Origin of the sequence: Campylobacter gracilis (genome assembly GCF_018374135.1) — a bacterium.
In the GTDB taxonomy this organism is placed as follows: Bacteria; Campylobacterota; Campylobacteria; order Campylobacterales; family Campylobacteraceae; genus Campylobacter_B; species Campylobacter_B gracilis_A.
In genome coordinates this window covers 80996-107000 of record NZ_JAHAFS010000003.1, presented here as the reverse complement: position 1 = coordinate 107000, position 26005 = coordinate 80996, and the positions used below count along the sequence as shown (strand labels likewise).

The 26005-nt window shown below is 46.2% G+C and carries 25 protein-coding genes; 14 read left to right on the top strand and 11 right to left on the bottom strand.

What is annotated here, in order from left to right:
* Positions 1-252: 252 nt before the first annotated feature.
* The 12 genes from KH703_RS02395 to KH703_RS02340 all read left to right on the top strand — a co-directional run bounded on the left by KH703_RS02395 (position 253) and on the right by KH703_RS02340 (position 15087).
* Positions 253-1419, top strand: a complete 1167-nt coding sequence (locus KH703_RS02395) for a multidrug effflux MFS transporter (RefSeq protein ID WP_304293801.1) — start codon at positions 253-255, stop codon at positions 1417-1419.
* Positions 1420-1579: 160 nt separating this feature from the next.
* Complete coding sequence (locus KH703_RS02390) at positions 1580-1954, top strand: hypothetical protein (protein WP_298833958.1); 375 nt, start codon at positions 1580-1582, stop codon at positions 1952-1954.
* 530 nt (positions 1955-2484) lie between these two features.
* Positions 2485-3828 (top strand): STT3 domain-containing protein, encoded by a 1344-nt coding sequence (locus KH703_RS02385; protein WP_304293798.1) that lies wholly within the window; start codon positions 2485-2487, stop codon positions 3826-3828.
* A 44-nt stretch (positions 3829-3872) separates the two neighbouring features.
* The gene (locus KH703_RS02380; RefSeq protein WP_304293796.1) at positions 3873-4664 is read left to right on the top strand and encodes a hypothetical protein; all 792 of its coding nucleotides are present in this window, start codon (positions 3873-3875) and stop codon (positions 4662-4664) included.
* Positions 4665-4919: 255 nt separating this feature from the next.
* Positions 4920-5504 (top strand): hypothetical protein, encoded by a 585-nt coding sequence (locus KH703_RS02375; protein ID WP_304293794.1) that lies wholly within the window; start codon positions 4920-4922, stop codon positions 5502-5504.
* Between the two features lie 354 nt (positions 5505-5858).
* Positions 5859-8141: a 5-methyltetrahydropteroyltriglutamate--homocysteine S-methyltransferase gene (gene metE / locus KH703_RS02370; protein WP_304293793.1), complete on the top strand. Its 2283-nt coding sequence runs from the start codon at positions 5859-5861 to the stop codon at positions 8139-8141.
* A 1502-nt stretch (positions 8142-9643) separates the two neighbouring features.
* Positions 9644-11203 carry an MBOAT family protein gene (locus KH703_RS02365; RefSeq protein WP_304293791.1) on the top strand — a complete coding sequence of 520 codons (1560 nt, stop codon included), beginning with the start codon at positions 9644-9646 and terminating at the stop codon, positions 11201-11203.
* A complete protein-coding gene (locus tag KH703_RS02360; protein WP_304293789.1) occupies positions 11204-12514 on the top strand; it encodes a DUF459 domain-containing protein in 1311 nt (436 codons plus the stop codon).
* A complete protein-coding gene (locus tag KH703_RS02355; protein WP_304293787.1) occupies positions 12507-13559 on the top strand; it encodes a GDSL-type esterase/lipase family protein in 1053 nt (350 codons plus the stop codon). The genes KH703_RS02360 and KH703_RS02355 overlap by 8 nt, the downstream gene beginning before the upstream one ends.
* A gap of 433 nt (positions 13560-13992) precedes the next feature.
* Positions 13993-14484 (top strand): metallophosphoesterase, encoded by a 492-nt coding sequence (locus KH703_RS02350; protein WP_304293785.1) that lies wholly within the window; start codon positions 13993-13995, stop codon positions 14482-14484.
* Positions 14485-14507: 23 nt separating this feature from the next.
* Complete coding sequence (locus KH703_RS02345; protein ID WP_304293784.1) at positions 14508-14702, top strand: hypothetical protein; 195 nt, start codon at positions 14508-14510, stop codon at positions 14700-14702.
* 151 nt (positions 14703-14853) lie between these two features.
* Positions 14854-15087 (top strand): SelT/SelW/SelH family (seleno)protein, encoded by a 234-nt coding sequence (locus KH703_RS02340; protein WP_255349569.1) that lies wholly within the window; start codon positions 14854-14856, stop codon positions 15085-15087.
* A 277-nt stretch (positions 15088-15364) separates the two neighbouring features.
* On the opposite strand, the gene efp is transcribed toward KH703_RS02340, so the two are convergent.
* Positions 15365-15931, bottom strand: a complete 567-nt coding sequence (gene efp, locus KH703_RS02335) for an elongation factor P (protein WP_005871146.1) — start codon at positions 15929-15931, stop codon at positions 15365-15367.
* Between the two features lie 88 nt (positions 15932-16019).
* On the opposite strand from efp, the gene KH703_RS02330 reads away from it, so the two are divergent.
* A complete protein-coding gene (locus KH703_RS02330; protein ID WP_304293779.1) occupies positions 16020-16760 on the top strand; it encodes a hypothetical protein in 741 nt (246 codons plus the stop codon).
* Between the two features lie 211 nt (positions 16761-16971).
* On the opposite strand, the gene KH703_RS02325 is transcribed toward KH703_RS02330, so the two are convergent.
* Both KH703_RS02325 and KH703_RS02320 read right to left on the bottom strand, forming a co-directional pair.
* A complete protein-coding gene (locus KH703_RS02325) occupies positions 16972-17094 on the bottom strand; it encodes a hypothetical protein (protein ID WP_304293777.1) in 123 nt (40 codons plus the stop codon).
* Positions 17095-17119: 25 nt separating this feature from the next.
* Complete coding sequence (locus KH703_RS02320; RefSeq protein ID WP_304293775.1) at positions 17120-17929, bottom strand: DUF234 domain-containing protein; 810 nt, start codon at positions 17927-17929, stop codon at positions 17120-17122.
* Positions 17930-18054: 125 nt separating this feature from the next.
* Here KH703_RS02320 and KH703_RS02315 point away from each other — a divergent pair, with 125 nt between their 5' ends.
* Positions 18055-19371, top strand: a complete 1317-nt coding sequence (locus KH703_RS02315; protein WP_304293773.1) for an aminotransferase class V-fold PLP-dependent enzyme — start codon at positions 18055-18057, stop codon at positions 19369-19371.
* Between the two features lie 37 nt (positions 19372-19408).
* Here KH703_RS02315 and KH703_RS02310 read toward each other — a convergent pair whose 3' ends face one another.
* From KH703_RS02310 to KH703_RS02275, 8 genes are all read right to left on the bottom strand, one after another.
* Positions 19409-19717, bottom strand: coding sequence for a hypothetical protein (locus KH703_RS02310; protein WP_304293771.1), 309 nt, complete (start codon positions 19715-19717; stop codon positions 19409-19411).
* Positions 19718-19978: 261 nt separating this feature from the next.
* Positions 19979-21802, bottom strand: coding sequence for a phosphoethanolamine transferase (locus KH703_RS02305; RefSeq protein WP_304293769.1), 1824 nt, complete (start codon positions 21800-21802; stop codon positions 19979-19981).
* A gap of 22 nt (positions 21803-21824) precedes the next feature.
* Entirely contained in the window at positions 21825-22601 is a 777-nt protein-coding gene (locus tag KH703_RS02300; protein WP_304293767.1) for an undecaprenyl-diphosphate phosphatase, read from the bottom strand.
* Positions 22588-23202 (bottom strand): thiamine phosphate synthase, encoded by a 615-nt coding sequence (thiE, locus tag KH703_RS02295; protein WP_304293765.1) that lies wholly within the window; start codon positions 23200-23202, stop codon positions 22588-22590. The genes KH703_RS02300 and thiE overlap by 14 nt, the downstream gene beginning before the upstream one ends.
* Entirely contained in the window at positions 23199-23747 is a 549-nt protein-coding gene (locus KH703_RS02290; RefSeq protein WP_304293764.1) for a hypothetical protein, read from the bottom strand. The genes thiE and KH703_RS02290 overlap by 4 nt, the downstream gene beginning before the upstream one ends.
* 59 nt (positions 23748-23806) lie before the next feature.
* Positions 23807-24547, bottom strand: coding sequence for a basic amino acid ABC transporter substrate-binding protein (locus tag KH703_RS02285; protein ID WP_297949778.1), 741 nt, complete (start codon positions 24545-24547; stop codon positions 23807-23809).
* An 11-nt stretch (positions 24548-24558) separates the two neighbouring features.
* Entirely contained in the window at positions 24559-25287 is a 729-nt protein-coding gene (locus tag KH703_RS02280) for an amino acid ABC transporter ATP-binding protein (RefSeq protein WP_304293761.1), read from the bottom strand.
* Positions 25280-25942, bottom strand: coding sequence for an amino acid ABC transporter permease (locus KH703_RS02275; protein ID WP_304293864.1), 663 nt, complete (start codon positions 25940-25942; stop codon positions 25280-25282). The genes KH703_RS02280 and KH703_RS02275 overlap by 8 nt, the downstream gene beginning before the upstream one ends.
* Positions 25943-26005: the final 63 nt, after the last annotated feature.

Below are 26005 nucleotides of genomic sequence, written 5' to 3'. Positions count from 1 at the left end.
AAATTTAAATCCGCCTTGATTAAGGCAAAAATACCGCGCCTTGCTCTACCGTATTTAAATTTCTAGTTTAAATTTTGCGCCGCCTGCATTCAAATTTTACATCAAATTTGATTTAAGCTTCCGCACTGAAAAGCGTTTAAATTTAGCTATAATCGTGCAGAATTTATCAAAACAAATTTGAGTAAATTTAAAGCTTCCAATCTCCAGTCGCGCAAACTCTGCGCCCACTCAAATAACAACAAAAGGAAAAATTTGAACTCTTCAAAAACTTCACTATCTTTTTTAGTCGTGCTAAGCGCGCTCATGGCGTGTACATCGCTATCTACGGACGTATATCTGCCCGCTATGCCTACGATGGAGCGGCAGTTGCACGGAGACTCGGAGCTCACGATAACGGGCTTTTTGATCGGCTTTGCTATAGCGCAGCTCGTATGGGGGCCTATCAGCGATAGGATCGGGCGTAAAATCCCGCTTTTCATCGGTATGGCGCTCTTTGCGATCGGATCAGTAGGATGCGCGATGTCAGACACTATGGCTAGCGTCGTGTTCTGGCGCGTGTTTCAGGCTTTGGGCGCATGCGTAGGACCGATGCTAAGCAGGGCGATGATTAGCGATCTTTTCGGTAGCTCGCAGGCCGCACAGATGCTCTCTACTCTAGTTATTATCATGGCGATAGCGCCGATAGTGGGTCCGTTATTGGGTGGCGCGATACTGGAGTTTGGCTCTTGGCACGGGATATTTTGGCTGATGGCGCTAGCTAGCGCGATTATGTTTGCGATGATTTTTTCTCTGCCAGAGACCTTGCCGCCGCAAAAGCGCTCCACAAAGCCCATCGTATCGTCTTTTAGGAGCTATCTAAGATTATTACAAGACGCCAAATTTATGCGCTACACTCTTAGCGTGACGTTTTTCTACGTAGCCGCCTATGCCTTTATCACGGGCTCATCGTTTGTATATATCGATTATTTCGGCATTCCTAGCAAATACTACGGATTTTTATTCGGCATAAACATCGTGGGCGTCATGGCGCTAAGTTTCGTAAATAAAAAGCTGGTAAAGCGCTATGCGCTAAACCGCCTGCTCATAGTCTCCGCGCTCGTTGCCGCGCTTGCTGCCAGCGTGCTATTTGCGTTTGCGTTTTTCAAAACAGGCGGCGTTCTTGGCGTGATAATCCCGATGTTTTTCGTTTTTAGCATGAACGGCATCATCGCTTCTTGCTCCAATGCCGCCGCTCTTGATAGCGTACCGCAGGAGATGAAGGGCTCGGCCGCTGCGCTCATAGGCTCGTTGCAATACGGCAGCGGCATCGTCTCATCGGCGATGCTTGCGGCGTTTTCTGCGGGTACGCCGTGGACGATGTCTTGGATCATAGCTCTGTTTGTTTGGCTAAGCGCGCTTGCGGCGTATTTTAATAAGTAAATTTTAAATTGCGGCGAAATTTTATAATTTGCCGTCGCGTTCGGCTCTGTTTTAAACAGACGGCGGTTTCTTAAATTTAAACTTTAGCTAAATTTAGACCGAAATTTTTAAGTAAACTTTGCTATAATCGCCGCAATTTTGAAAAAACCGAGGAGAAAATATGAAACTAATTTACGCCGCTTGCGTGCTAGCCGCTTTTGCTTCGGCTCAGACCGAAACTATGCAGGTACCGGACTTTGCCAAAAGCTCGATGAAGACGCATGAGCAGGCCGAAGAAAAACTAATCGCAAATGCCCTAAAAGGCGATCTAAGCCAGATCGCAAGCGACCTAAAGATCGATAAAACTCTAAAAGGCGGCGAGTCGCTTGTCATTAACGGCGCGCATTACAGGACGATCGAGGGCGACAGCACGCAGTGGAAGGAGGGCGATGCCGTGCGCCTGCTAAGCGGCAACAAGGACGGCAGATGCCTAAGCTCGATCATGCTCAATCTGCGCACGAAAACCGTCTGTAAATTTATGTGCGACGCGTATTAGGCGAGAATTTCGTCTAAACCACAAAAATCCACCGGCTCGGCGTAAGTTTCTTGCAACGACCGGTTGTTTCTGCTATTTAGCCATAGCATAGATCGCTAAATATATGTCTATGAATAAAACGTTATTATATATTTTTTTAAAAGCGTTCGTTATGTTTATTGTCCTATATTTGTTCATTCCGCACCCAGAAGATGGAATTTATAATATGTTGGATATACGCATATTTATTGGCTTGGTATTGTTTTGTATCTGCCTTATATTGGATATTTAGTTTAAATCCTAATCTTTATCTTTACGTATCGTATTTTTTGATGGTCGCCAAAATTGTATATCACAAATTTAAATTCTAAACGGCTTGACTTCGGTTGTTTTTAAAATTTTGCTTTTAATATCGATAAATTCTGCTATAATAAACGCAAATTAAACAATGTCGTTAAAATTTAGCGCGGACGCGATAAAGCGAGTAAAATTTGTAGAGGCAAATTTTAACCCTGCCGCTCGGTACTTCAAACGGCAAATCAAGGAAAAAGATGCAAAAATTTAGAATTACAAACGGCGAATGCTCACGTATGGATATTTTTCTGATCATGACGCTGGTTTATATATTCGGCGTGGCGTGCAGGTTTTTTTGGATATATTGGGCTAGCGGGATCGAGCAGTTTTCTTTCGATGGCGAGCTCATCATGACCACGAACGACGCCTTTGCAAACGCCGAGGGTGCGCGCGATATGATAGCGGGCTTTCACCAGCCGGGCGATCTTAGCCCGTACGGCGCGTCGATCCCAACTCTAGCATTTTTACTTAGTAAAATTTTACCCGTCAGCCTAAATAGCATTACGATCTATATGAGTGTGTTTTTCGCGCCGCTGGTGGCCGTGCCGATTATTTTGATAGCAAGAGAGTATAAGATCCTGGGCGCCGGCATCATCGCGGCACTACTTGCTTGCGTGCTGCCCGGATATTATGTCAGGACCTTGGGCGGATATTTTGATAGCGATATGTTAAATGTTACTCTGCCACTGCTAACGATATGGACTTTAATTAGGCTAGTAGGACGAGGCGAGCAGAGCAGCTTTGCTTTACCTGCCGTTTTTACGGTGATTTATGATTGGTGGTATTCTAGCTCGTATTCTCTAAATATGGCAATTATAGTGATGTTTTTGCTATACGTTTTGATTTTTGATAGGCGTAATGAGGCAAATTACAAAGCGATGATTCTTATGGTCGTTGCAGTTATAAATTTTGGCGCGTATTACGAAGGCGAGACAATAATTGTAAATTATATTTTATTGCTTAAGATTGCACTAATTGCGTTTTTATATTTTTTAATGATTAAAATTCCAAGCCATAAAAGCAAAAAAGCTCTTTGGATTTTGGGTACGATCGCCGTAATTATATTTATCATATTCGGCGGACTTGTGCCTATAGCAGTGCAGCTTAAAGCATACATCTTAAAGGATGTAAGCAAAGAGGAAATTTTCTACTTCTACGGCGTTAGAAATACGGTTAATGAGGTAGAAAACGCTAATTTCATGAAATTTGTGCTTGAATCTAGTGGGCATCTATTTATATTTATATGCGCTGTAGGAGGGCTGGCTCTACTGCTGATAAAATTCCGTTCGTTTATCTTAACCTTGCCGATGATAGCGCTTGGAGTTTTAGCACTTTTTGGTGGAACTCGCTTTACAATGTACGCTACACCGATGATAGCGCTTGGATTTGCTTATTTTATATATTTTACGCTGAATTACTTTGAAATACGCACCTGGCTTAGAAGTACTTTGTTGGCTATTTTAACCTGTTTAGCACTAATGCCTAGCATGGATTTATTGATAAATTCCGAGTTGCACCTACGCTTACGAAAGACTCTATAAATCCTCTTGCAGAGCTAAAAAATAAAGCTAGCAGGGAGGATTATGTGCTATCGTGGTGGGATTATGGATATTTAATCAGATATTACTCCGATGTAAAAGTAGTAGCTGATCCCGGAGGTAGACAGGCGGGAGAATACACTTTTATGAGTGCGTTTTCCTTTAATAAAGATGAGGTAAGCTCTGCTAATATGGCAAGGCTTAATGTCGAATATATACAAAAGTCGCAAGGTAAAAACTTTGATCCTAAACTGGAAGATAAATTTAAACTAAATATATATCAAATTCAAAAAAATTATGGTGAAGCCGATATCAATAAATTCCTAAGTTATTTAAGCGATAAGAATTTCAAGCTTCCACGGAAAACTAGGGATATATATTATTATTTCGTACCGCACATGATAGATATATTGCCTAATATTTTAAAATTTTCTACTGTAGATATAGAAACAGGTAAAGAGTCTTGGACACCATTTATTCATGTGGGTTATGATATTAGAATGGGTAAAGATGGAGAGAGCATCATAATAAATGATGAATGCACGCTGCCTAGCGTCGATCCTGAATACCTAATCTATGACGGTAAAAGAATGCCTATTAATTCATATTATCAAGTGGGCGAAGTAAACGGCAAACTCGTCAAATTATTTAAGCAGATAGATAAAAATTCTAATCTTTACGTGATATTTTTACCGGATTACCAAAGAATTTTAATCTTAGATAAAAAAGTATTTGAATCAGCCTTTATCCAACTTTTTGTGCTGGAAAACTATGATAAAGATCTATTTGAGCCCGTTTATTTAAGTAATTCTGCGCGGATTTACAAGTTATTAAGATAAATTTATATCTAGAGGAATATTGCGTAAATTCTTATTGCATTGTGCTTTTACAAAGCGTATGTTACTAAGCGATAAAATTTATAATGTAAATTATATGCTGAGATTTAGAATTTATACTGGCTATAAATAAATTACAAAAATACTTTAAAATTTTGTCACTAAAAATCGTAAATGTTATATATTTACTTTAAATTTAGCCTAGGTTTCGAAGTGTGCCGCTATCATTGAGATGAAATTTCACCGAAAGGAGTAAAAATGAGAAATTTAGTTGCAAAAGTGGCGCTTCTTGGCTCTTTAGCTGCAGTAAGCGCGATGGCGGAGGGACTTTTCATAGGTGGCGAAGGCGGATACAATTTCAAAAACCAAGCCGCAGGTTTTGATGACGGACAGCCGCAAATCGGCGTTAAAGCCGGATATGACTTCGGCACGTTTAGAGCTTACGGCGGATATTTTTATGGATTTAAGGGCGAGGATTCCAGCTCGAATGCCAATTCGAAAAGAAAGGTTAAATGGAGCACGCACGATTTTATAGCCGGTGCGGATTTTACGCCGGAGCTTTTCGGTAGATTTAAGCTCGTCCTAGGCGCTTACGCTGGGCTTTCGGTGCTAGATACTGAAGTTAAAATAGACTATAGTAATGGCGGCTGGGTTAGAGCGGACGATACGCTGGGTGGCTTCATTTTGGGCGGCAAGATAGGTACCGCGTATGAGTTTGGCTCCAATAGCGAGATTGAAATGGGCTTTAAAGCAAGCAAGGCGTGGTACAAAGACGGCGATTATATTGAAGATAACGACGGTAAAAAATACGGCGTTTACGCAGGATATAATTATAAATTTTAAGAATTTTCATATTTAAGGCATTGCGTTGCTTTCATAGAGCCTTGATGCTCAGTGGCTTTGCGGTATGTCGGATAAGGCTAGCTTCGTCGCAAGGCTTTACTAAGTTTTAGTAGAATCTTGCGATGAGGTTTAAATTATGATGAATTTAACGCCTTTAAGTTCCATCATCAAATTTTAACTTACAGAATTTCGTCGATAAAATTCCATCTCGAGTTTTATCGGCGAAATTCCACTCCTGCGCTTTTGGATAAAATTTCGTTCATTTTCGAGATTAGGTTAAAATTTTAATGACGGCAAAAGAAATTTTAGATAAAATCAACACTTTCATACCAAAATTTTACTTAAAGGATAGAGATGAAGAGTTACGTTACGGGCTTTCCGCGTATCGGAGAGCAGCGCGAGTTAAAGAAGGCTTTGGAGAGCTATTGGGCGGGTAAGTGCGATTATGACGCGCTAGAGCGGGTCGCCGCAGAGTTAAAAGATCGCCACATCAAATATCAGCTGGATGCTTGGAGCGGCCTAATTAGCGTAAACGACTTTTCATACTACGATCTGATGCTCGATACCAGCGTGCTTTTTGGCGTGATCCCGCAGCGCTTTGCGGCTCTTTCGGCGCATGAGCAGTATTTTGCGATGGCGCGCGGCAGTAAAGACGCAGTCGCGATGGAGATGACGAAGTGGTTTAACACAAACTACCACTATATCGTGCCCGAGATCTCTGCGTATACGGAATTTAGCCTAAATCCTAGTAAAATTTTAAGCGAGTACAAGGCCGCGAAGAATAATGATTTTAAGGATTCCTGCGCGCTAAAGATAAATTTAATCGGACCTATCACCTATCTTGCGCTTAGCAAATCAAGCGACAAAAGCGATCCGCTCGCGCATTTAGATGCCCTTGCCGCGAAATACGAGGAACTGCTAAAGCTTCTTAGCGAGCTTGATAACGAAGTCGTAGTTCAGATCGATGAGCCGATTTTCGTAACGGATCGCGCGACTGAGCTAGCGCCAAAGATTGAGCCTATTTATCAGCGCCTAAGCAAGGCTGCAAGCAACGTAAAAATCATCTTTATGACCTATTTCGAGCATGCGACCGAGGCCGTACGCGAGATAGTAAAGACCGATGTTTGGGCGATCGGACTCGATTTCGTTTACGCAAGCGAAGAGAATATCAAAAAAGAGCTTCAAGCTTTAAAAGACGCTAAGACCGTGCTTTTCGCAGGCGTGATCGACGGGCGCAATATCTGGAAGAGCGACATCGACAAAAAGCTCGCTCAGCTCAAGGCTATCGAGGCCTACGTGCCTAAGGAGCGCATCTATGTGGGCACCTCCTGTTCTCTTTTGCACGTGCCTTTCACGCTAAAGTACGAGGACAAGCTAAGCGCCGAGATCAGATCCTGGCTAAGTTTCGCGGTCGAAAAGCTAAGCGAAATTTCGATTTTAACCCATCTTTTCTTTGAAATTCCGATGTGCGAACACGGCATGAAAGCTTACGAAGAAAATCAAAAATCCGCTAAAACCCGTGCTAGCTCGCCACTTATTCATGACGAGCGAGTGCAAAGCCGCGCCGCAAATTTAAATAAATTCGAGCGCGCCGATCGCTACGAGGATCGCATCAAGGTGCAGAAAAAGGAGCTAGGCTATGGAATTTTACCTACTACTACGATCGGCTCCTTCCCTCAGACTGCCGAGCTTCGCCAGGTTCGCAACGCCTATAAAAAGGGTTTAATCAACCGCGAAGCCTACGAGCGTGACATCAAAGCTTACATCGACGACTGCGTTAAATTTCAAGATGAGATTGGTCTGGACGTGCTGGTTCACGGCGAGCCTGAGCGCAACGATATGGTCGAGTATTTCGGTGAGCAGATGAGCGGATACGCGTTTAGCGCCAACGGCTGGGTGCAGAGCTACGGCAGCCGCTGCGTGAAGCCGCCGCTACTTTTCGGCGACGTTAGCCGCCCAAAACCAATGACCGTGGAGTGGATCAAATACGCTCAAAGCCGTACTAAAAAGATTATGAAGGGCATGCTAACGGGTCCGGTGACGATGATGAACTGGAGCTTCGTGCGCGACGATAAGCCTCGCGATCAGATCGTAAAACAGCTTGCGCTCGCGATTTTTGATGAAATTTCGGATCTGCAAGACGCGGGCATCAAGATCATTCAGGTGGACGAGGCGGCGTTTAAAGAGGGCTATCCGCTTAGATCCGAAAATATCCCTGCGTACGAAAAATTTGCCGTAGACGCCTTTAAGCTCGCCGTTAGTGCAGCCAAAGCGCAAACGCAGATTCACACGCATATGTGCTATTCGGAGTTCAACGACATCATCAAAACGATTGAGGCGATGGATGCCGATGTCATCAGCATTGAGACCGCTCGCAGCGGCAACGAGCTGCTTAAAATTTTTAGATCGGTCGGCTACAAGCAGGAGGTCGGTCCCGGCGTTTACGATATCCACAGTCCGCGAATTCCTAGCGTACAGGAGCTCGTAAGCCAGATTCGTGCGCTGCTTGAGGTGCTTCCGAAAGAGCAGTTGTGGATCAACCCGGACTGCGGCCTAAAAACCCGCAAATGGGAAGAAGTAGAGCCGAGCCTAAAAAATATGGTCGAAGCGGTAAGGATAATCCGCGCAGAGGCGTAAATTCCAGATGGCACGGACTTTGCTGTCGGGCAAAATTCCACCCGGCAGCCGTTTTACGATAAAATTATGTGGAACGTTTATTTCGAGCATGGACCGTTAAAACATCTGGGCGAAATTTTACTTCGAACAAGTATCAAAGGGTAGTGCGAAATTTCACCGCGTCCGCTTGGCAAGCATATTTGATAGCTGCTAAGTAATACGGCGATGTGAAATTTTGCGCGAGGTTTACGGATTTTACAGTTAGGCGGGCGCGGGATTTCTTGAAAATGCGGCGTAAAATTTCATCTCGACTGATAGCTTAGAATTTCATCGCAACTGTTCGCTTGCTTGAGACGCAGAGCGTAAATTTTATCGCGATTGCCCTGAAGGCGGGCTGGGGCAAGCGATAAAATTTTAAAATTTTCGCAAATCAGTTCTTGTGCGCACAAACCTCGCCAGCCGAATAAAAAACGCTGAAATTTGCAATTTTACGCGGCGTTTTATGAGCCGCTCGCGCCGCGAAAATTGGAATTTTAAAACGTGAGCTAAATTTGCATCGTTATGCCAGAAAATTTTAAATCGCAAATTAAAATTTACATTATCTCGTTAGAATGGCTAGATTACGAAGCGAGATTCGGCTCTGCTAGGTTAATTTCAGCTCAAACTGAAATCTATGTAGCCGCATTAAATTTACGACTAATTTTGCCTAGCGAGCCCGAATTTACGCCGCACTAAAACTAAGCCTAGATCCAAAATTTTACGACGCGAAGCTCATTGATTTTAACTTGTGTTTTTTGCAAGAAAGAGCGAGGCTAGCGTAAGGTGCGTTTGCGTTGATACAAAATTTTAAAAGGGGCTTTATGGCGGCGCAGGTCTGCAATTTGCGGTAAAAATTAAAAGCTATGATTTTGGCTCATAAGGCGCAGCTTTTAGATGGTTTCTATCACGCCTTAAAGTGAGATTTTACTTAGTAATTTCACGCGGCAGATTTAACGGGCGGAATTCTATTATCGCTGCAAAATTTTTGGCTTTTAAAATTTTGCTTTGTAGAATTTCAGCCCTCATGGTTGTGATGAAGTGTGGCTCATCTCATTTCGTAGGATTTTAGCGGCATCGCGCGCGTCTAATTTATATAACATGATTTCAAAAGGCGCTTATTTTGAAATCCTGCGGGTAGAACCTGCGAGACTGCGTTTACGAGGTTTTGTAAGAATTTGATGCAAACCGCTCAGCGCATTTAAAAATTTTATTCATGCGTCGAGCCCTCATTTGCGTTTCAAATTTTACCATTGTGGCGGAATTTCGCTCACGCGGCAAGGGCTCGCATGCAAGGTGCCCGTGAAATTTAAGGGTTTGGACGTTAAATTTATTCGCGCATTTAATGGCGTAATGCCGCGCCTGCGTATAAAATTTCGCGCTGCAAGCGATTAAAAAAGTTTTTGGCTTTTTTGCTTCGTATAAATTTCGCACCGCAAGCGTTTAAAAGCCGCAAGAGCTTTAAAAATTTAAATTGGAAAGATTGAATGACATTTTTTTCGCCTGAGTTTGTCCTTGTTTTTTTAGCGTTTTTAATCGTTTATTGGACGCTCAAAAATCACATTTTCGCGCAAAAAATTCTGATCCTGCTGGCAAGCTACGGCTTTATGTGCTCCGTAAATCCGCGCTTTGCGCTGGTGCTTGCAGCCTATAGTGCTTTCGTATATTTTGCAGGGGTGTGTATCGCGCGCGCTAATCGCGTAGTCGCAAAAGCCATAACGCCCGCAAAGCAGTCCTCGCACAAGAAAAAGCTATCGCGTAAAGCGGCAGCCAAGCAGATGAGCGCAACAAAACAAGCTGGCATAGCCAAGCAGGTGCAAAAAGCGGGGTTAGCGAAGCAGATTCCGTTACCAACTGCGAAGGCGCGTGCGGTGATGCTTGCGGCGGTTGCTGGCGGCTTATTTTTTCTTGCGTTTTTTAAATATTACGGCTACGTCAGGGAGTTTTTCAATGCCGCGCTTGCCGCGCTGCACCTAGGTGCCGTCGATAGCGTGGCGTTTCCGCTTGGAATTTCATATTATGTTTTTATGTCGATCACCTATTTCGTTTCAGTTTATAGGCGCGAATGCGGCGAGCAGGGCTTTTTGAGCTTGGCGTGCTTTTTAGCGTTTTTCCCCAGCGTTGTGATGGGCCCTATCGGACGCGCTAGCGCCGCTAAAGGCGTAGAGCCAGTACTGCCACAGTTTGATCGCTTCAAGCACTTTGGTAATGCCGATGAAATTTATGTGCTTATAATTTTTGCCTTAGTTAAGCTGCTGCTTATTAGCGGCTATTTGGGCGCGTATTATAGCGATGTGATTTCGGGCGTTTACGGCGACGAGCCTGAGTCCTCCGCGGCGCAAATTCTAGCCGCACTGCTGCTTTACGGCGTGGTGCTTTATACGAATTTTAGCGGTTTTATCGATATGGCGCGTGCGCTTGGGCTTGCTATGGGCTTTAAGCTGCCGCAGAATTTTAATATGCCCTATGCGGCTAAGAATTTAGGCGAGTTTTGGGATCGCTGGCATATCAGCTTATCCACGTTTATACGCGATTATATTTATATCCCGCTCGGCGGCTCGCGCAATGGCTTTGCGCGCACCTGCGTAAATTTGCTAGTCGCATTTGCGCTCTCGGGCATTTGGCACGGCGCGGGATTAAATTTTTTGATTTGGGGGCTTTTGCACGGAGTGGCGCTTGTATTTTTAAAATGTCTTGCCAAAGTGGGCGTAAAGCCGCTAAATCCGCATTTGGCACTATTTTGTACCTATATTTTTGTAAGTTTCGCTTGGATTTTTTTCGCCAATTCCCTTCCGGATGCGGCGGCGATTTTGGGTGCTTTTGCCCGCGCACGAGCTTTCGGAGATATTAGCGAGCTAGCGGTGCTTGCGGTGATTTTAGCGGGGATTTTTGTTTATCCTAAAATTTCAGCTCTTAAAGATACTTTGATCGCGCTTTTTGCTCAGCTGCCGTTTTTACCTAAAGCTCTCGCGCTCGGCGTGATCTTCACGCTGATTTTTGCGCTGATGCCAAGCGGAATTCCAAATTTCATCTACGCAGGATTTTAGATGCTTAGGTTTGTTTCGACTCTGCTTTTTGCGCTGCTTTTCTCGGCATTTTTTATGCAAGGCTCGTTGCTTTATTATTTGGAGCAGCGATTCCACGATGATTTTGGGCTGGAAGAATGGCTGCGCCGCTCGCCGTTTCGCGTAGGTGGAGAGATCTACGAAAAGATTGCAAATGGCGCAGATAGGCTAGAGCAGCGTATCAAAGGCGAGGACATTAGCAAGGATGAGGACGCAAGTCCGCATAGCGGAAGCAAAAATTTTAAAAAACCTGCGCAAGATCGCATGGCGGAAAATCAAGCTTTGCAAAGCAAAGGGGTGCAAAATCACGATGCTTCGCAAAGCGTTAAACCGCAAGATAGCAAGCCGCAAGCTCATGCTGCAAAGAATTCTGCCTTAAATAATTCTACGCATCATTCAAAGACGCGCGATTCGGCGCAGGAGCCTTACCCACAAAATTCTATCCCTCACAATTCTACTTCGCAAAATTCCGTGTCACAAAGCCTGGCTACAACAAGCTCTATGCCGCGCAGCTCCTCTGCGTCGCAAAATCCCGTTACGGCAAGCGCAACCTTACAAAGCGGCGAAAATTCCGATTCTCAACTCCCTGCTCCGCAGGCTTTGGAGCAGAATTTAACGACGCAAGGCTCTATGGAGATTGATGCTAAAATTTCGCTTAGCGACGATGGCAAAATCCGCCTAAATGCAGGCGATGAGGTACTTTTTATGGGCGATAGTCTGATGCAATACGTGGGGATGAACGCTAAGAAATTTTTCCCGAAGCGAAGCCTAAGAGTGATCGATCTTAGCAAGCAATCGACGGGGCTTGCGAGCAAGAAATCTTTCGACTGGCAAAAGACGCTCGATACCGCGCTTAGAGAGAACGGCGGCGTTAAGCTCGTAGTCGTGCTTCTAGGAGCTAACGATGTGTGGGAGTACCGTGCAGGAGGTAAAACCTATGGCATTAAAACGCCGCGCTGGCGGGAGTTTTACGCCTCAAGGGTGCGCGAAATCTACGATACGGCGCACTCGCACGGCGCGGGAGTGCTATGGCTAGCGATGCCGTGTATGCAAAAGCCGGATTTTGAGGAGAAAACGCAGCTGCTAAATCAAATATATGCCGACGCCAGCATGGCGCTTGGCGGGTATTTTATGCAAACAACCCCGCTGGTGTGCGAAAAAGGCGCCTATAAAACCTATCTGCAAAGCGGCTCCAAGCTCGTGCGTGTGCGCCAAGACGACGGCATTCATATGAGCAAAGAAGGTTGCGAAGCGGTAGCGAAAGAAATTTTATCAAGGATTGAAGTTGAGTAAGTTTATAGTGATTTTATTTGCCGCATTATTAGGCGGATGCGCGGCAAACGCAGGCGTTCGCGGCATAAATTCCGCAAATACAAAAAGCTCTGCGGGCTTTGGAGTGAAATTTTTTGGTGATTCGCACTTAGGAAGCGACGCGCTGATAGATGCTTTCAGACACGGCTTTTTCGTACAAAACAGCGTCGGCTTCGTGCCTGCAATGATGCCTAAATATCACAAAAGCGAAAATATAGAATTTAAGCAAAGCGGCTTTAATGTAATCTCATCTCGCACCGAGCAAGACCCAGATTTTCCGCTATGCGGAGTGATCGCTACCGGCAAAAAAGGTGCTAACGTGCGACTGGAGCTAAAGCAGCTTAGCGGCGATTTTTACGTCGAAATTTTACATAAATCGGATCAGAGCGGCGAGATTTTTCGCGTGCGCGATGCAAGTGGGTTAAGCGCGTATATTTCACAAGAAGTGCCGCATAAATGGGAGTATTCTAAGCTGCGACTTAGATTCCCTATCGAAATTAGATCGCTACGTGACGGAGCAGAGCTTGGAGGATATAAAATTTACCGCAAAAACGCACGCTTCGCAGACTCTTGCGCGAGCAACGGCGCGTTTAGCAACCTCTACGAAAAATGGGGTGCAGATGCCTTTGGTAGGGATTTTTCAGGACTTAGATACAATCTCGTAGTTATCGCTTACGGCACAAACGATGCGATGGATCCGAAATTTGATGAGCAAAAATTCTACCAAAGCGTCCGTGGGCTGCTTCGCTCCGTCCGCTCCGCAGCTCCCGGTGCAAAAATCCTGCTCGTAGCGCCGCCGCGAAGCCCTAAAGTGCCAAACGCCTCACGCGCTGCGGAGGTGCTAGCGCATCTAGCGCGAGACGAAGGGTCAATGTTTTACGACATAGCCGGTCTTATGGATGAGGATGGCGGCTGGCGCGGCTGGCGCGAGCGCGGGCTTATTCGCCCTGACGAAATCCACTTGCAAAAAGAGGGCTACGAAAAAATCGGCGCCGCGCTGGCGACAAAATTGCGCGGCAGGCTTTAAATTTAATCTTTAAATTTACGCGGCTCGCCGTGGAATTTTAAAGTTCGTTGAAATTTACAAAGCTCTTTGTGGAAATTGCGCAATCCGCCGCTAAATTTACGTGGTTCGCTATAAATTTACAAAGTTCGTCGTTAAATTTAAAATTTAGCGGCAGTAAGCAAAGCTGCACCTCCTCGGATTTCGCCGCTTAGATCTGCGGCGCGAAATTTAAAGCTAGAAGCCGCGGTTTTAAATTTACGCGTCGATAGGCTTGATGCCTGTGCTTTTAAAATACGTCGCCTAAATTTATGCTTCTAATTTGGATTAAATTTGTGCAGTTGCGGCTCGGAGCACAGAGGGCCGTGCGGCGTGCGCTGCGTAAAATTTAGCGCTTAAAATTTCATTCGCATGGGTTGCGACAAAGCGCGGCGAGTTAAATTTAAAGGAGAGGCAGATGATATATCTTTGCGGCGATACGCACGGAATAAACGAGATCGGCAAAATAACGAACAAGGCCTTTGCGGGCGGGCTTAGCGCTGATGATTTCGTCATTGTGCTCGGAGATTTCGGGCTGTTTTGGAGCGAGCGGATAGATGAGTTTATGGCGCGTAAAAATATAGAAAGATATTTCCCCGCCACGCTTCTTTTCATAGACGGCAACCATGAAAATTTCGATATGTTGGATCAGCTGCCGCGCGAGCGGAAATTTGGCGGCACCGTGAGCGTGGGCGGCGAGAATATTTTTTGGCTGCGGCGTGGCGAAATTTACGAGATTGCGGGGCGACGATTTTTGTGCTTCGGCGGCGCACTTAGCGTCGATAAGGCGCATCGGATACCGGGGCTTAGCTGGGGGCGCGCGAGATTCCAAGCGAGGAAGAGTTTGCTTGCGCGGTGCAAAATGCGCGCGATTTCATCGCCGCGGGCGGACGGATCGATGCGGTGCTGAGCCACACGGCGCCGAGGTTTGCGATGAAATTTTTAAAAGAATACCTTTGGTGCGGTAAAAGCACTCCTGATAAAACGTCTGAGTATCTGGAGCAGATCTTTGAGCTCGTAAAGCCTGCGCGGTGGTATTTCGGACACTTTCACGGCGATAAGAAATTCCATGCGCACGGCTGCGATTTTTATCTCTGCTACGATGAAATTTTAAAATTTGAAGACTAGCCTTGGGCTCGCAGCAGTGAAATTTAGAGCTTTGCAAATGTTGAAATTTCGCTCGTAAATTTTAACTGCTGAGGCGCGCGAAATTGAGCCTTTATATTAAAATTTAAGCTAGATCTGCTACAATGTGGCACTTTTTTAGAAAGGAATAAAGATGAAGGTCGTAATTACTTATTGTAATTCTTGATCTTATAGACCGCAAGCTCTCCGTGTGAGAGATGAAATAACAGGCGTCTATAAGGATGCAGTTGTCGAGTTGGTCCCTGGTGGCAGCGGAGACTTTCTAGTAGAAGTTGACGGCAGAAAGCTTTTCTTCAATAAAGATTTTGCTAAGCCTCGTTTCCCAAGTGAAGGTGAAATTTTAAATCTAATTAAAGTTGCAGCCTAGCTCAAAGCCCGAAAGCGGGTCGCAAGATTTGCTTTCAGGCGTTTTTTATACTCAAATTTCATATCCCTAAATTTAATCGTAAAACCATCCTAAATTTTGCAAAAATCAGCGCTGCGTAAAGCTTAGACTAAATTATCCCGCATTTCGGCAAATTTGAAAAGCCATTTTAATTAAAATTTATGCGAAGATTGCGGTTTAAATTTATCGCTCGGAGTTTATAAATTTCAAAAGAAAGAGGAATTTTTGCGAAATCAAAATTTCGCAAAAATAGGGGGGATTATTTATTCGCGCGCTCGATATACTCGCCGCGGACGGTGTCAACGCGGATGACCTCGCCTTCGAGCACGTGAAATGGGATCTGTACCACGGCGCCGGTCTCAAGCGTGGCAGGCTTTTTGTTGCTGCCCTGCGTATCGCCGCGGAAATTCGGCGCGGTCTCTACGATCTTAAGCTCCACTACCTGCGGCACATCCACGCCGATCGCTTTGCCGTTGTAAAACATTATATTTACCATCATGCCATCTAGCATCCATTTTTTCGCCTCGCCCACGTCCTCGTCGCTGATCGCGATCTGTTCGTAACTATCGGTATCCATGAACTGACATGCCTCGCCGTCGTCGTAGAGATACTGCATCTCTTTTTCCTCAAGATTCGGCGCTTCGCATTTATCGCCCGCGTGGAAGGTCTTTTCAAGCACCTTGCCATCGATGAAAGATTTTATTTTAACGCGTACGAAAGCAGGCCCTTTGCCCGGTTTTACGTGTTGGTATTCTATGATTTTAAACGGAATTCCGTCCACCTCGATTTTTAGACCTTTTTTTAGATCGCCCATTGAATAAGCCATAAATTTCTCCTTAAATTGATAGGGCGCGATTATAACAAATTTTATTTTAAATTGATATAATTGGCGAAATTTTAAGGGGAGGGAAGCTATGAAAAAACTCATCTACGTTTTGGCTGCGTGTGCGGCTTTTGCGCTTAGCGCGAATGCGAACGAAGCGGAGTTCGTAAAAAACCTAAAGCAAAGTCTAAATGATAAAAACGCTCAGCTCATCTCGATCGACAAGCTAAACTCGCTAAACGGGCTAAATTTACTGATCGTCCGCTCGGGCGATAAAAAAGAGGCGTTTTTGGCTAGCGACGACGCCAAAAGCCTAGTGGCGGTGACTGAGGAGCCTAAGCTTGCAGACGCGGCGGATGCGGCGCTGTTTAAGATGAGAACTCAAATTTTAAAGGACGCCAGGGACGCCGCCGCGCTTGAGCTGCTAAAGAGCATAGATCCCGCGAGATTTGCCTATATCGAGTCGTTTGATAAAAACAACCCCTATATGACCTACATCGTGGGTGATCCGGAGTGCCCGTATTGCGCCGAGGAGATGAAGAGGATCACGAAGTATCTTCGCAACAGCAACGTAAAATTGATCTTTGCGCCGGTGCATGGCAAGAGCGCGTTTATCAAATCAGCACTGATTTTAAAGCAGCTGAAGGCCCTCTCGCCGAGCGATCAAAAAGGCGCGATCGACGTGATCGAGAAATACTACGACAAGGACGTGCAGGTAAGCGATGCGGATGTCTCAAAAGCCGAGCTTGACGCCGTATATGCGGACACCAAGACGCTGTTTTCCAAAGGCGTGATCAAATCAGTCCCATACGTGATCAAGGTGAAAAAATAGTCTGAATTTGAGGAATTTAGGGCGTGAGGTTTGTGCGCGAATGATACAAATTTGCAGCCTTTGCGACGAGGGTCGCTCTGATATGCAAAGATAAACTTTTCGCGATTTGTTTGCGAGAGGTGCAAGCTTGCGTGCAGATGGCGTGCTGTCTGCCTATCCATAGCGCCCCGTCCGCTCAAACACACCTTCATACCGCCTATCGATAGCGCGTCTACCATGCCTTATGCTCACCTATGCTCTGCCCGTGCCGCCTGTAGATAGCGTATCCGTCGATAGCACCCCACTCATTTCTTGCGGCATACCATACGCGCACGGCACCGCTCGCTCGCGCCATATTCTAGGCTTTTTTGGCGCGCAGTTCAAAGTAAAATTTTAAAATCCTCGAGCGAAAAGAGTAAAATTTTATCGCTTTTTAGGTTTCGTAGTTCGCCGCTAAAGCCGCTTTTGGAAAACAGCGCGAGTAGATCGGGCGCGAGGCACGCTTTTTCGCATTTTAACATTAGCTCGTTTAGCACGTTTTTTGAAATTTTTCGCTCCTTGTATTTGCACTCGCCCGCGATGCAAAAGCTCTCAAATTTCGCGTAGATGTCGATCTCGACCTCTTTGTTCCAAAAGCTCGAAATTTGCGAAATCTCTAAATTTAAATACTTCGCGAGCAACTCTTTGCTTAAAATTTCAAACCCGAGCCCCGCGTAGGCGTTGAAATCCGCTTTGATCAGGCTTAGCACGCGCCCTATTTCGCCACGTCGCAGCGCGGGCAGGTTCGGCTCGATAAATCTAAACCAAAACCTCGCAAAGTTGCTGCTGAAATGGACCTTGTCCGTGATATGGTAGCGGCGCAGCGCGCGCGGGAGGCGGTCGTTTTTACGGGCTTTTTGCGCCCTTTGCTCGCTTGATTTTTCGGTGATTAGAAACTTCGCGTTTATGAGATCTGCGGTGATTTTTTGCGCTGTAAATCGCGGCAAGATTTTTGAAATTCCTATTTTTTTGCGGTCGCTTCTAGCGAATTTCATCAGCGCTTTTTTGATCTGCTCTTCGCACTCGCCGCCGAATTTAAAACGCTCGCCGAGACGTTCAAAGCAGAGCAAAATTTCATTTTCGATCGCTTCGAAAACGTCCGCGTAGCCGCTTATGCAACCTATCTCGTCAAATACGAAATGAAACTGCAAAATCGCGTCGATACCAACATCGCCTAAATTTCGCGCAGTGTCTTTTAACTCGTAAATTTCGCCCTCCTTGCGGGCGTAATTTTAGCGAGTTTAGATATAATTTGCAAAAATTTTGGAGTCGCGCTTTGGATTTTCAAACGATCAAAGAAAACATCATCTTAAAAGAGGGGATTAAATACTTCGATTTTGCCGCGTCTGGGCTTGCATATCGCCCTATAGAAGCGGAGATCGAGCGCGTGCTTGTAACATACGCCAACGTCCACTCCGCAGGCGGAGAGAGCGCCGAGATTACGAGCGATTACTACGAAAACGCAAGGGCCAAAATCAAAGAGCTTCTAGGCTGCGAAGAGCGCTACTATTTGATCTCGTGCGGATTTGGCGCGACTGCGGCGATAAAGAAGCTCTGGGAAATTTTAGGCATCTACCTGCCGCCAGCGACGCGAGACAGGCTCGGCTTGCGGCGCGAGAGCATAAAAGAGCTGCCGCTTTTCATCATCTCGCCTTTTGAGCATCATTCCGTGGAGATCAGCCTAAGGCAGGGGCTTTGCGAGGTCGTGCGCGTGCCGCTGGATCCAAGCGGGCTGATGGATTTTGCACGGCTGGGCGAAATTTTATCCGCAAACAAAGGGCGCGAAATTTACGGCGTACTTACCGCGGCATCGAACGTGACGGGGCTTAAGCTAGATTACAAGCGCGCCTACTTGATGTTAAAAGCGCACGGCGGGCGGCTGTTTGTGGACGCTAGCGCGCTCATCGCGCACGAAAACGTAGATCTCGGCTTTTGCGACGGAGTGTTTTTCGGCGCGCACAAGCTCTTAGGCGGCGTGGGCGCTAGCGGAATTTTGGCGGCGCGAAAGGAGCTTTTGCGCGGTGAGGAGCCGATATTCGCGGGAGGCGGCACGATCAAATACGCAGACGCCCAAACGCAGCGCTTTATAATCGACAAGGAGCGCTTGGAGGAAGCAGGCACGCCGGGCATCATCGCGCTGGTGCGAGCTTATCTTGCCCTAAAGCTTCGCAAAAGCGCGGGGCTAGAGGCGATCAAGTCGCGCGAAGAGGCGATTTGCAAGCACTTCATAAGCGAAATTTCAAAAATCCCCGAGATTGAAATTTACGGCAATTTAACCGCGCCGCGCGTGCCGATCTTTGCTTTTAATATGCAAGGGCTTGGCGCGGACGCGCTAGCCGGGGTGCTCGGGCAGAAATTTGAGATCCAAACCCGCGCAGGCTGCGACTGTGCAGCACCTTACGGCTTTGATCTGCTCGGCTTACAGCCCGATACCGAAATGTCGCGCAAACCCGCTTGGGTGCGGGCTAGCTTCTCGTTCATCCATGACGAAAGCGACGTGGATTTCTTGGCGGAGGCGCTAAGGCAGATCGCTAAAATTCGCGATAAAATCACCTTCGTAGCAGGCAAATACCGCTGCGGCAGCGTAAATTGAGCTCGCGAAATTTTATAGCAAGAGCTGCTTTTAAATTTTACGGCGCGGGATTTTGCGACATAAAATTTTGTCGGTGAAATTTCGTAGCGTAAAATTTCATGACTTGGAATTTCAAAGCGTAGAATTTTATGCACGGCTCGGGTAGCAGATACTCCGTGCCGATTGGGGTGTGAAATTCTTTGGCATAAAATTTCGCGACGCGGGATTTTGAAATTTTAAATTGCGGGCTGAATTCTAGCGGTAAATTTTGTGCCGAGAAGTTTTGCGCCATGAAATTTGAGCGGTAGAATTCCGTGCCGCGCGGATAAATTTTACACCGCCAAATTTTAAAATTCCGAAATTTCAAAATTTTGTTATTCGAACTAGCTTCGCAAATTTTGTATTTCGTAAACGCATGGAAAATTCTGTGCCGTAAATTTTAAAATTTTACAAAGCTGAATTTTACTCGGCAGACTTCCGCGGCGAGAAATTTTATCGCAGAGCTCGTGGCGGCGGAAATTGACGCGCCCGTGCGAAAGCTAAATTAAGGCGCGAGCAGTTGCGATAAGAGCACAAATTTTAAGAGGTGAAATTCTGCGCTGCTAAAAGGCGCAAAATTTCACCGAATTTACTCGCCGAATTCCTTCTGCAGCCTATAAACCTTATCGTAATCGACCCCCTCGATGATGCGCGGACGCGAGGCGTTGAAATCCGCGTTTATCACCGAGCGAGCGGGATCGTACTCGGGCAGGTCGGTCATCTCTAAAATTTCTGCAATCGCGTGGATGAGATCGTCGTTTAAAAACGGCCTGTCTTTGGCCGCTGCGATGCGCGCCCAAAGATCAGCGTTTTGCTCTTTAAACTTATCCGACGCCATGAAAATCAGCGGGATTTCGAGCGTGAAGCGGTTGATGCTGCCGTGGATTAGCTTGCCACGGTACTGATAAAGGCTCTGGGCGTGATCGCTGAAATAGACTATCAGCGTGTTGTCGCTTGCAAAAATTTTATAAATTTCGCTCACGATAAAATCGTTGTAAGCCACGGTGTTTAGGTAGTGCGCGAGCTCTTTTTTCTGCCCCCCATCAAGCGGCTCGCGCGAGATATCTGCGGCACTAAATTTGGCAAAGCTTTTTGGATAGCGAAACTCGTAGCTTGGGTGCGAGCCCATCAGATGAAGGATGAAAAATTTATCCTTTTTCTGCGTGCCATTTACCTCTGCGGCGGAGCTTTCGTCCTTGCGCGCAAGAGGCGATCTTTTCGCGCCGGATTTGAAATTTCTTATACTAGGCAGCATAACTTCGTCGAGCGAATAGGCGTATTTGTAAACCGGGATCTGGTTCGTAAAGTCCGAGTGATCCGTCATCTGCGCGCTCGCGCCGCTTGCGACCGCCCACTGCCCGTAGCGCTCCTGGTTGCTGATCCAAAAGGTTTCGTAGTTTGCCAGCCGCGCGAGATTTACGATGTCAAGGTTGGCGCTCCACGGGCGCTGCTTTTCGCTCTCGTAATTTCCAAAATTTAGCACGTATTTTAACACGTCGTTGGTCTTGGCGCCCGGCGAGACGACGTCGCTAAAGGCGATTAAATTTCCGCTTTGCTCAAGCGCTTGCAGATTCGGCGTGGTGGGCAGATAGTAGCCGTATAGGCTCATGAAATTTCGCTGCAGGCTCTCTCCGATAATGAAAACGACGTTTGAGATGCGGTTTGGCGCGGTTTTATGCGAATGTAAGGCGTAAATGCTTTGGTATCCCGCTTGCAGCTCGCGCACGCTTTTAAAATCGGCGCCGAAATAATCCTTCGTAACGAAAGCAAAGTTATAAATCGGAATTTTATTTAGCGCGATTATGATGCTGGCGCGCATTTTCGAGCTTTTGGCTACGTAGCTTTTAAATGCCGCATGCGCGATAAAAACGAGCAAGCTAAGCAAAAAGGCTAGCTTTATCGCGCGACATAGCTTCATCCGTGCTCGCTGGCTCACTCTAAGCCTAAGGGCAGCGAAGACGAAAATTAAAAGCGCCAAAAAAGCCGCGATCAGCTTGAAATTTAAAAACGCATGCGCGAACTCAAAGGCCTCCTTGGGCGTAGTTTGCACTAGCGCGTCCAGCGTGCCGTGCGAGTAGGTAAGCTCCAGGCTAAAGATCAAAAAAATCTGAGCGATCGCAAAGACCACGTTTATCGCCAGAAGTGCAAAGGCGAGAATTTTATATAGCCTAGCGCTGTAAAAGCTAAGCGCGTAAAGCGCGAAAAAAAGTATCGTCACGCCGCAGATCGCGGACGCCGCAAAAAACAGCGCCTGCGCAGAGAGTAGCTCGCCGCCGCGCGCGATAAGAAGCAACCCGAGCGCTAAATTTAATACCAAAACTAGCGTGTATGCGTTTAGCACCGCGCCGTCAAATACCGATAGGAGGCTGAATCTGTCTTTTAAAAATGCGCCGATATTTTTTGCTAGGCTCATGAAATTCCTTTGATGATTGCGTTTAAAAAACGAAGATGAAAAATACGACGCCGATTAGAATTCTATAAATTCCAAACGGGATAAAATCAAACTTCGAAACGAAGCTTAGAAATAGCTTAATCGCCGCAAGCGCCACGATGAACGCCACTACCCCGCCTATGAGAAAGGTCGTGATATTGTCGGAGTTTTGCGCGAAGGTGTCTAAATTTTTATAGGTGTCGTAGAAAGTCGCCGCAAACATCGTAGGGATCGCGAGTAGGAAGCTAAAGCGTGTGGCTAGGTTTCTGCTTAGCCCGCACAAAAGCCCTGCGATGATGGTGGCGCCGCTGCGCGAAGTGCCAGGCACCATCGCAAAACATTGCGAAAGCCCGATGATGAAGGCCTGAACGTATGAGATTTGATCCAGATGCTCTAGTTCATTCTCCCTAGGGCGCGCCTTGCGAAAGAGCTCGACTGCGATAAAAATAATGCCCCAGCCGATCAGCGCGTAAGCGACGGTCTGCGGTGCGAATAGCGATTTGATGCTTTTATAGAGCAAAAATCCGATCGCGGCGGTAGGGATAAAGCCCACGACGAGCTTGCACCAGAGCTTAAAATCGACTAAAAGCCGCTTGTAAAACATCGCCACGACCGCTAAAATCGAGCCTAGCTGGATAACGACCTCGAAGCATTTAAGCGTGTCGGTTTGCTGCAAGCCCATCAGTTTCGCAGCTAGGATCATGTGCCCGGTCGAGCTTACGGGCAAAAACTCCGTCAGCCCCTCAACGATGCCTAAAATCACGGCGTCAAATATATTCATCCATTTTTTCCTTTAAATTTGCTAAATTTTGCGTGATCGAAGCGGGTCTGTAGATCGCCTCTACCATCGCGATATAATCGGGCTTGAGGGCTAAAATTTCATTTAAATTTTCTAAGCTTATCCCGCCGATTACGGCGATTGGGAGGTTTAAAGATTTTCGCGCCTCTTGCACGAGCGCATCGGGGCAAAGCGGCGCATTAGGCTTTGTCTTGCCGCGCCTTAGCGAGCCGAAGGCTACGTAGCTAGCGCCCTGCGCCTCGGCCTTTTGCGCGTGAGCAAGATCAGCGTAGCAGCTAACGCCGACGATCTTATCCGCGCCTAAAAACTCGCGCACCTGCGCCGTCTCTCCATCGTCCTTTCCGATATGCACGCCGTGCGCGCCAAGCTTTTTGGCAAGCACCGCATCGTCGTTGATGATGAGTTTGGCGCCGTAATCCTCGCAAAGACCGATGAGAGAGCGGATTAAAGCTTCATCCTGCGCGGCGAGCTTGCTGCGATACTGCACGAGCTTTACGCCGCAGCGTAAAATTTCATCTATCTGCGAAAAGATAGTCTGCGGCGGCGTTAAGCTATCGTCGCTAAGCGCATAAATTTCGCTCATCTATCTTTTTTAGGCATCGGCACGCCGTTTAGGATGCAGTTGGTAACATCCCAAAATTTTGCGCTATACATTCCACGTTTAGCCTCTTTGGCTTCCTCAGCAGCTTTTAAAAGAAGTTCGCTATCGTCGGTTGTCGGTACGGCAAATCCCGCCGCCACTAGGTCCAATCGCAGATTGCTTTTAGGATCGCTTGCGTCGCAAACATAGGCGTCATTGCCACGATCGATTAAATTTACGTAGTAGCGCTTGCCGGGTTTTATCACCGATTCAATCGATTGCTTGTACTCTTTTTGAAATTTTTTGAAATCTTTATTGCTTTTAAAACATTCGGAAGCTCCTATAGCAATGATACGTAAGTTCTTGAGCTTACAAGGAAGGCTATAAACCTTGCGATATATTTTGCCCGCAGCATTGCGAGCTTTGGAGAATTGGAAGATAAGGGTTTGATCTTCAGAGAGGCCGCTGAATGCAGCTATGGTGTAATTATCTTTTGCAACCGCTTGAATACAAAACGCGACGACAAACGCTAAAAATATCTTTTTCATAGGATTCCTCTTAAGCGGTGCAAATTCTATGAGAGGAATTTGCGCCTAAATTTTGCGGATTATTTTAAATTATACTTTTCCAAAAGCTTTTCGTAGCTGCCGTCCTTTTTCATCTCCTCAAGTGCCGCGTTAAATTTAGCGAGTAGCTCGGGATATTTGCCCTTATCAAATGCGATCGAAAAGCCCTCGCTGCCGTCGGATTCTTTAAAAAATGCGGTTAGATCGTCGTTTTTCTTGAGGTATTCGTAGCCTACGGATGAATCCACGCAAAGCGCATCGATCTTTTTGTTCTTCAGCGACATAACGGCTACAAAAACGTTCTCCGTAGCGCTAACTTCGGCGCCTTTGATATCTCTGATCGCAAGCTCTTGAATGGTGCCTAGCTGCGCGGCAAGGCGCTTACCCTGCAGATCTGCCTTAGAATTTAACGAGTTATCGTCCTTGCGCTTGACATATAAATTCTCGACTTTATAGTAAGGAGCTGTGAAATCGATAGCCTTTTTACGAGCCGGTGTCGCGCTCATTCCCGAAGCAATCATATCGATTTTACCGCTTTTAATCGCAGGGATTAGCCCGTCAAAGCTCATATTTAAAATTTCGTATTTCACCCCCGCGCGCTTGGCAAGCTCGGCTACCAAATCCATATCAAAGCCGGTGACTTTGGAGTTTTCATCCACAAACTCAAACGGCGGATACTCGGCGTTCGTGCCCACGATGAGCGTATCTTTGGTGATGTCTTTAGCGACTAGCGAACCGCAAAGCAAAGCGCCCGCAACTAGAAATCTCATAAATTTTTTCATTTCCCTCTCCTTTAGTGGTTTAAAATTTTATTTAAAAATTCTTTCAATCTCGGATTTTGCGGATTTTCAAATACGTTTTTAGGCGTATCATCCACAGCGATCTTACCGCCCTCCATAAAAAAAATCCTATTTGCGACATTGCGTGCAAAGCCCATCTCGTGCGTTACCACAAGCATCGTAATGCCCTCTTTGGCGACCTCTTTCATTATGCCTAACACCTCGCCGATCATCTCGGGATCTAACGCCGAAGTGGGCTCGTCGAATAAAATCACGTCCGGATTTACCGCCAAACTTCTAGCGATTGCGATGCGTTGCTTTTGCCCGCCGCTAAGCTTGTGCGGATAAGTATAGGCCTTATCGCTAAGACCGACCTTTTGCAGCAGCTCCTCTGCTTTTGCACAGGCTTGTTCTTTAGTATAAATGCCCGCTTTTATGGGTGCTAGAGTTAAATTTTCCAACACGTTTTTATTTGCAAAGAGGTTGAAATGCTGAAAGACCATACTAACTTTGCGGCGAATTTTATTAATATCGGTGTGCTTATCGGTAATATCCTCGCCGTCTATTTTAATAGTGCCGCCGCTTGGAATTTCAAGCAGATTTAAGCAGCGCAAAAAGGTTGATTTACCGCCGCCGCTTGGACCGATGATCGCTACGATATCGCCTTTATTTATGGTCTTTGAAATTCCTTTTAGCACCGATAAATTGCCGTAGGATTTGGTTAAATTTGATATTTCAATCATTGCGGTTTAACCTACTTTCTAGCATTTTTACTAAAAACGAGAAAAATTTCACGCTTGCATAGTAAAGTACTGCGGCAAAAAGTATCGGCTGGACGGTATAAAGCGCAGCCTGCATGCTTTTTGAAAAAAACGTAAGATCAGTAATTGCTACGAGGCCCACGACCGAGGTCTCTTTAAATAGGCTAATAAACTCATTCGCAAGCGCAGGCAGGATATTTTTTATCGCCTGCGGAAAGATGATCTCTTTCATCGCCGTACCGTATCCCAGACCCATCGCGCGCGCAGCTTCCATCTGGCCGCGATCGACGCTATTTATGCCGCCGCGCACGATCTCCGCGACGTAAGCTGAGCTATTAAGCCCCAGCGCAAAGATCGCAGCTGCGATATTATTGCTCCACGTAGCAAAGATAATAAACACAAACACCATCAGCTGGATAACGATCGGAGTTCCGCGGATTATATCTACGTATTCGTCGATAATGAAACTTAGAAATTTATTGTTTAGAAATTTTAAAAATGCCAGCATAAATCCTAACGCGATACCGATCACAATGCCGCCGGAGGTCAAAATAAGAGTGATGCCGTAGCTTTTGGCGTATGAAATTTTTTGCGCTTCGCTCAGTTCGGGATAGGTGAAATAAAGCCCCACGGCGATTACAGTCAAAACAAATACGACCTTTAAAATTTTCTCGTTCAACCAAGGCGCCTTTTTCTTAAA